The organism is Dehalobacter sp. MCB1, assembly GCF_003590275.1.
In the GTDB taxonomy this organism is placed as follows: Bacteria; Bacillota; Desulfitobacteriia; order Desulfitobacteriales; family Syntrophobotulaceae; genus Dehalobacter.
This window is the reverse complement of sequence record NZ_LXPC01000003.1, coordinates 146,846-153,937: the sequence shown is the minus strand read 5'-3', so window position 1 is coordinate 153,937 and position 7,092 is coordinate 146,846. Positions and strand designations below refer to the sequence as shown.

At 49.1% G+C, this 7,092-nt stretch carries 6 protein-coding genes; all 6 read left to right on the top strand.

Annotated elements, in window-relative coordinates:
- The first annotated feature begins 127 nt into the window (after positions 1-127).
- The 6 genes from mraY (at position 128) to murA (ending at position 7,050) form a co-directional block, all read left to right on the top strand.
- The gene (mraY, locus tag A7K50_RS02140; RefSeq protein ID WP_020491917.1) at positions 128-1,135 is read left to right on the top strand and encodes a phospho-N-acetylmuramoyl-pentapeptide-transferase; all 1,008 of its coding nucleotides are present in this window, start codon (positions 128-130) and stop codon (positions 1,133-1,135) included.
- A gap of 18 nt (positions 1,136-1,153) precedes the next feature.
- Positions 1,154-2,521 (top strand): UDP-N-acetylmuramoyl-L-alanine--D-glutamate ligase, encoded by a 1,368-nt coding sequence (gene murD / locus A7K50_RS02135; protein ID WP_020491918.1) that lies wholly within the window; start codon positions 1,154-1,156, stop codon positions 2,519-2,521.
- An 81-nt stretch (positions 2,522-2,602) separates the two neighbouring features.
- On the top strand, positions 2,603-3,715 hold the full coding sequence (gene ftsW / locus A7K50_RS02130; RefSeq protein WP_026156383.1) for a putative lipid II flippase FtsW: 1,113 nt from the start codon (positions 2,603-2,605) through the stop codon (positions 3,713-3,715).
- Positions 3,716-4,825 carry an undecaprenyldiphospho-muramoylpentapeptide beta-N-acetylglucosaminyltransferase gene (murG, locus tag A7K50_RS02125; protein WP_026156384.1) on the top strand — a complete coding sequence of 370 codons (1,110 nt, stop codon included), beginning with the start codon at positions 3,716-3,718 and terminating at the stop codon, positions 4,823-4,825. It begins immediately after the preceding gene.
- Positions 4,826-4,890: 65 nt separating this feature from the next.
- Entirely contained in the window at positions 4,891-5,766 is an 876-nt protein-coding gene (gene murB / locus A7K50_RS02120; protein ID WP_020491921.1) for a UDP-N-acetylmuramate dehydrogenase, read from the top strand.
- A gap of 21 nt (positions 5,767-5,787) precedes the next feature.
- A complete protein-coding gene (gene murA / locus A7K50_RS02115; RefSeq protein WP_020491922.1) occupies positions 5,788-7,050 on the top strand; it encodes a UDP-N-acetylglucosamine 1-carboxyvinyltransferase in 1,263 nt (420 codons plus the stop codon).
- The last annotated feature ends 42 nt before the right edge of the window (positions 7,051-7,092 follow it).

Below are 7,092 nucleotides of genomic sequence, written 5' to 3'. Positions count from 1 at the left end.
ATGGCGCAATTCGCCGAAGAGCGGTATTGTGGCTCGCAGACCTACCCGATAGAGTAATTTTCTCTAAGTTTTGTGTGTATACAACTTCAAATTAAGTGATTAAGGCTAAGAAAGGAACATTCGGGAAGTGACGGAAAAAATCTATTTGGCGGCAGGAATTGCCCTGCTGGTAAGTCTTCTGGCGGGACCTTTTTTGATTCCGGTTCTGCGTACGTTAAAATTTGGTCAAAGTATCAGAGCGGATGGCCCCAAACGGCATCTTGCCAAGGCCGGGACACCGACGATTGGCGGACTTATATTTCTTATTGGAATAACAGCCGGAGTGCTAATGATTGCGGAAAAGCCTTATTCACCCGGAATAATAACCATGCTCCTTGTGACCTTGGGCTTTGGCTTGCTTGGTTTTTTGGATGATTTTTTAAAAGTAATCAGGAAGCAGAATCTTGGCTTACGGGCCTGGCAAAAACTGACCGGGCAAATCCTGCTTGCGGTGATATTAGTCGGAGTCTCCACCCTGTACCTTGGTAGAGGTACAACGGTAGAACTTCCGTTTACGGCTTTGGAAATAGATTTAGGGATTTTCTATTATCCGCTGGTCATACTTATTGTGGTGTATATGTCCAATGCGGTTAACCTGACAGACGGATTGGACGGACTGGCCGCAGGCTGTACAGTCATTTCAGCTGTTGGTTATGTCGGCATCGCTTATCTGGCGGCGCGGACAGGATTTATTGACGGCATTGATGTTTCTTCCAGCGACCTCGCAGTTTTTGCAGCGGCCATTGCGGGAGGCTGTCTGGGGTTCTTAAGGTTCAACATTCATCCAGCCAGGATCTTTATGGGTGACTGTGGATCACTTGCTCTAGGTGGAGCGCTGGCTACGATCTCGGTCCTCAGCAAGAGTGAACTTGTTTTGCTGATTCTCGGCGGGGTCTTTGTCCTGGAAGGTCTGTCCGTTGTTCTTCAGGTTGTTTCTTTTCAGACCCGGGGGAAGAGGATATTTCGGATGAGTCCGGTGCACCATCACTTTGAATTAGGCGGATGGAGTGAAAAAAAGGTTGTACGTGTTTTTTGGCTGGCTGCGGCCATCTTCACATTGATTGGAGTTAGCGCCTTTTGGTTAATGATCAATTAAGGTTGGAGGGATCGTATTGTGGAATTAGCCCAAAAAAGAGTACTGATCGTAGGCGGTGGCAGGAGTGGCCTGGCTGCGGCCCGAAAGCTTCAGGGCAAAGCGGCGGAGGTCTTTCTTACTGATATGCAGCCTTTGAACAGGCTTACAGGCATAGATGAATTGAAACTGGACGCTTCTCACCTTATTTTGGAAAGGGAACCGGATCTGAAAGAGATCAGGCCTGATTTATTGGTTTTATCGCCGGGTGTTTCTCCGTCCCTGCCGTTTATCCGGCAGGCTTCAGCGGCGGGTATTCCACTTTGGAGCGAGGTAGAGCTTGCTTTGAGGGATTCAAGGGCAGTGATTGCCGGCATAACCGGAAGTAACGGCAAAACGACGACCACGACGCTTGTCGGAGAACTGGCTAAGGAAACCAAACGTGAGACGGTCGTTGCCGGGAATATTGGGCTTGCTTTATGCGGCCAGGTTGAACATCTTGATCAGAATGGAATTGTCGTTGCAGAGCTTTCGAGCTTTCAGCTGGAACTGATTAATAAGACCAGGGTGAACATTGCGATCTTTTTGAATCTGACCCCTGACCATTTGGACCGGCACGGTTCACTGGAGAGGTATGCTGCAGCTAAAGCCAGGATTCTTGAAAACCAGACGGAACAGGATTTGGCCATTCTAAACTGGGATGATCCGACTGTTAAAGAATTAGCCGCTATAGCCAAGGCCCGGGTGATATTCTTCAGCTTGAAGGAAAATTTGCCAGACGGAATCTGCTTAAATGGAGAGGATATTGTCCTGAAAAAAGATCATAGCGTTGCCGCGACGATCATCGGACGCAAGGAACTGCTGTTGAAGGGTGGCCATAATCTTGAGAACGTGATGGCTGCAGTGGCAGCTGCGCTCGAGTTCGGACTTGATATCTCCAAAATTGCTGACGTACTGCGTCACTTTCGGCCGGTGAAACACCGCCAGGAAATCGTTGGCAGATTTGAAGATATTCTGTATATTAATGATTCCAAGGGAACCAATCCGGATTCATCGATTAAAGCCCTTCAGTCCTATGAGGAACCGATTGTGCTGATTGCTGGAGGTAAAAACAAAGGTCTTGATATGACGGAATTCTTGCAGGAAGCCCGTAAAAGGGTAAAAAGTCTGATTTTAGTGGGGATGGCTGCTCCGGAGCTCGAGGAGATTGCTGTCTGCTTAAGGTTCTCGAACATTATCCGGGCGCTTGATTTTGAGGATGCAGTCAATATTGCTATTGCTGAGGCAATGCCGGGCGACGTCGTCTTACTGTCGCCAGCTTGTACAAGTTGGGATATGTTTAAAAGTTATGAAGAAAGAGGGGAATTGTTTAAGGATTTGGTGCGTAAGCATTATAGCGAACCCGAATGATACTAAGATTCACTGGAAAATGTCGGTGTAAACATAGTACCATTCCGGAACCCGAATGATTTTGGAGGGGGGAGCTATGTGATCCGAAAATTCCTAAAGGTCGACCCGGTTCTACTAGGTGTGATTCTTATATTGCTGCTGATCGGGATCATCATGACCTATAGTTCCAGTGCTGTGAAAGGCTACCTGTACTATGAGGATCCTTATCACTATTTTAAAGCGGACCTGCTGTGGGTAGCTCTGGGGCTTGCGGCCATGGGTGTCACCGTCATGATTGATATCGCGTTTTTGCATAAATGGGCGAAACCTATTTTATACGCAGCTTTGTTTCTGCTGATCCTGGTTAAGATCCCGGGAATCGGCAGGACAGTGAATGGTGCAACCCGCTGGATTGGACTTGGTCCGATGTCCATCCAGCCTTCCGAAGTGGCGAAACTGGCCATGGTACTGACTATGGCGAGGTTCCTTGCCGTAAATCCTTATCGGATCAAGTCATTCCGTAAGGGCATCATCCCTTCTCTGGCCTTGCTGGGTGTGGTCTGTGCCCTGATTATGCTGCAGCCTGATCTCGGTACAACGTTGGTAATTGCTGCAACGGTTTTCTTTATGCTTCTGGCCGCAGGGGCCAGAATGTGGCACATGGCAGGTCTTGGTCTGGCCGGGCTGGCGATGGTGGTTGCCGCGATCGCAGCTGCTCCGTACAGAATGCGTAGGATCTTTGCTTTCCTTGATCCGTGGGCTGATCCTTCAGGTAAGGGTTATCAGACGATCCAGTCGCTCCTGGCACTTGGGCCTGGCGGATTATTCGGACTGGGACTCGGTCAAAGCAGACAAAAATTTCTTTATCTGCCTGAGAACCATACAGATTTTATTTTTGCCATGGTTGGAGAAGAGCTTGGTTTTGTCGGTGCCTCACTCGTTGTTCTGCTCTTTTTCCTTTTCATCTGGCGCGGCTTCCGGACAGCGATGCTGGCACCGGAACCATTTCTTGGCTTGATGGCTGTGGGTTTGACATCCCTGATCGGGATTCAGGCCATGATCAATATGGGTGTGGTATCGGGCGTTTTGCCGGTAACGGGAATCACCTTGCCATTCCTAAGCTATGGGGGTACATCACTTTTATTTACAATGATCGGGGCCGGGCTGCTCTTGAATATTTCTGCGGCTGCGGGCAGATCTGAGGAGGTCTTTTAATTGCGGGTTATTGTAACCGGAGGCGGTACAGGCGGGCATATTTATCCTGCAATGGCAATTGCCAAAGCGCTGCAGGAGCGGCTGAATGATATCCGCATCCTGTACGTTGGAACAAGAAGCGGTATGGAAGCGAAGTTGGCTCCGGAAAACGGTCTCGAATTCCTTGGAATATCCGGTCAAGGGATGCCGCGGCAGTTAAGTACCGAAATATTGAAAGCAGCCGGCACGAACGTTCGGGCCTTATGGGAAACGAAAAAGATCTTGAAAGAATTTAGTCCGGATCTGGTTGTAGGGACCGGCGGCTATGTATCTGGCCCGGTCGTCCTGACAGCTGCCTTTTTTGGTATCCCGACCGTTTTACATGAACAGAACGCTTTTCCGGGCAAGACCAATAAAATATTGGCCAGAATGGCCAAACGTATTTTACTGACTTTTCCGGAAAGTGAAAAATATTTGGGGGTAAAAGACAAGCTTCAGGTTGTAGGCCTGCCGGTCAGAGAAGAAATTGGCAAGATTGACCGCAGAGCCGGAGCCAAGGCCTTTGGTCTTGATCCCAGCAAGAAAACAATTTTGGTCACCGGCGGCAGCAGAGGTGCACTGAGCATCAACCAGGCGCTGACCGGGCTCCTGCCAAAACTGGCCGAATACCCGGATATCCAGTTGATCTGGGCAACCGGGACAGCGACGCATGATACGATTTTGCAGGAGCTTGAAACGCGTAATATTGACTGGCAAAGAGAACAATGGAGAATCTTAGCCTACGCTGAGCATATGCCCGAAGCTCTTGCCTGCTCCGATCTGTGCATCTGCCGGGCTGGGGCATCCACGCTGGCAGAAATCTCGGCTGCAGGGAAGGCCGGTATCCTGATCCCGTATCCGTATGCGGCTGAAAATCACCAGGAATATAACGCCAGGGCTTTTGAAAATAAGGGAGCAGCCTGTGTTATTTTAGATAAGGAACTGAATGCGGAGATTCTGTGGGATAATGTTCAAAAAGTGTTGCTGAATTCGTTTAAACTAGAAGAAATGGCCGCGCGGGCCAAAGAGGCATTTGCGCCTGGAGCTTTAGACCGCATTATCAATCTCTGCCTGCAGACTGCTTGGAGATAAACTTCTTTAACACTGCAAGCCGTATCAGCATATGATATGCTGTAAGGAAAAGGGAAAGGAATATCATGTACTTACCGAACATAAAGGGTAGAATTGAAAAAGATTATTCTTTAAAAAAGCTGAATACCTGGAAAGTCGGCGGTATGACCAAACTTGCTGTCTGGCCTAGGGACATTGAGGAACTGGTCTCTGTGATTGAATCGTGCAGAAAGAACAACACACCATTTCTGCTTCTGGGCCGGGGTTCAAATGTATTGCTGCCGGATCACGGATTCAAGGGTGTGGTGATTGTTGTTACAGCCATGGACAGCATTCGTTGGCATGGTGAAGAAGTCACGGCCGAAGCAGGTTATTCGCTGATGCGTCTGGCCCGGGAGGCAGGAGATAGCGGCCTTAGCGGGCTCGAGTTTGCCTGTGGTATACCAGGGACACTCGGTGCAGCAGCAGTCATTAATGCCGGTGCTTATGGTGGAAGAATGGGTGATTTGGTTAAGAAAGTCAAAGTGCTGACGCCTGAGGGGAACATTGAAGTCTTGCCGAAGGACCAGATTACTTTTGGATATCGCAGCAGTTCCCTTTTAGAAAAGAAATGCATTGTCCTAGAATGTACGCTGTCCCTCCATCCGGGGGATCAGTCCGTGATTCAAGCTCAGATGCAGGGTCTTATGGCCAAAAGGAAAGAACATCAGCCACTAGATTATCCCAACGCAGGAAGTGTATTTCGCAATCCTGCCGGAGACTCCGCGGGAAGGCTAATCGAACAGGCAGGGTGGAAAGGACGTCGCCTTGGGGATGCTCAGGTATCTGAGAGACATGCCAATTTCATTGTGAATAGAGGGAACGCCTCATCCACTGACATTTTAACACTTATCCAACTAATTCAAAAAGATGTATCCGAAAAATTTGATATACAACTCGAAACAGAAATACGCGTCATTTAATTGGCAAAAGGAGGAGGAGACATGACGATGGATCGTTATGTCATTACGGGAAAACAAAGACTTGAGGGAAGTATTCGGACCAGCGGAGCAAAAAATGCATCACTGCCGCTCATGGCAGCCGCCATTCTGGCCGATGGGAAAACAGAGCTGCAGGGAATTCCTCATCTCACAGATATTCTTTGTATGGGTGAAGTTCTGAAAAGCCTTGGCTGTAAAACACAATTCGGCTCAAATGAACTGACCATTGATTCCTCTTCACTGAATGATTGCATTGTCGATGATGCGCTAATGCGAAAAATGCGGGCATCCAACTTGATTTTAGGCCCGATGCTCGTACGAAACGGAAGGGTTAAAATATCCAGACCAGGCGGCTGTGCGATTGGGACACGTCCAATGGATCAACATATTAAAGGACTGCAGGAACTCGGCGTACGTGTTGAAGAGAGACATGGATACATAGAGGCCACAGCGGGGAAACTCAGGGGCGGAGATATCTATCTGGATATACCGAGTGTCGGGGCTACGGAAAATATCATGATGGCTGCGGTTTTGACCGAAGGAACAACCATCATCCGCAATGCGGCCAGAGAACCGGAAATCGTTGACCTGCAGAATCTGCTGAATAAAATGGGCGCCAGGATCAGAGGGGCCGGGACTCACGTCCTGCGCATCGACGGCGTCGCGAAACTTAAGAGTACAGAACATACTGTCATCCCTGACAGGATAGAAGCCGGGACGCATATGGTCGCCGCCGTTATGACAGGCGGAGACATCCTAGTGGAAAACGTGATTCCCGAACATATCGGCCCCGTTATTGCCAAACTGCGCCAGGGAGGGGCTGAAGTAACTCCTTATGGAGACAGCGTCAGGGTACGTCAAAATGGACAGTTTAAAGCGCTCGAAATAAAAACGCTGGTCTACCCGGGATTCCCGACCGATATGCAGCCGCAATTCCTGGCAATGCTAACGATTGCTGACGGAACGAGCATTGTCTCCGAGACGATTTTTGAAAACCGCTTCCAGCATGTCGCTGAGTTGAGACGGATGGGAGCCAGGATTACCGTTGAGGGAAGAACGGCAATTATTACCGGTAGGCCAAACCTCGAAGGTGCGTTTGTGGAAGCAACTGATTTGCGTGCCGGAGCAGCTCTCTTTCTCTCAGCTTTAGCTGCCGAAGAGGGCACGGTCTTGGAGAGAATCGATCACATTGACCGGGGTTATGAAGATCTCGAGGGAAAATACAGGGCTTTGGGAGCAAAAATACAGCGGGTCGTCAAACAATAATGTTGCACCTTGCCGGGCGGATAATGTAAAATAGATAAAACG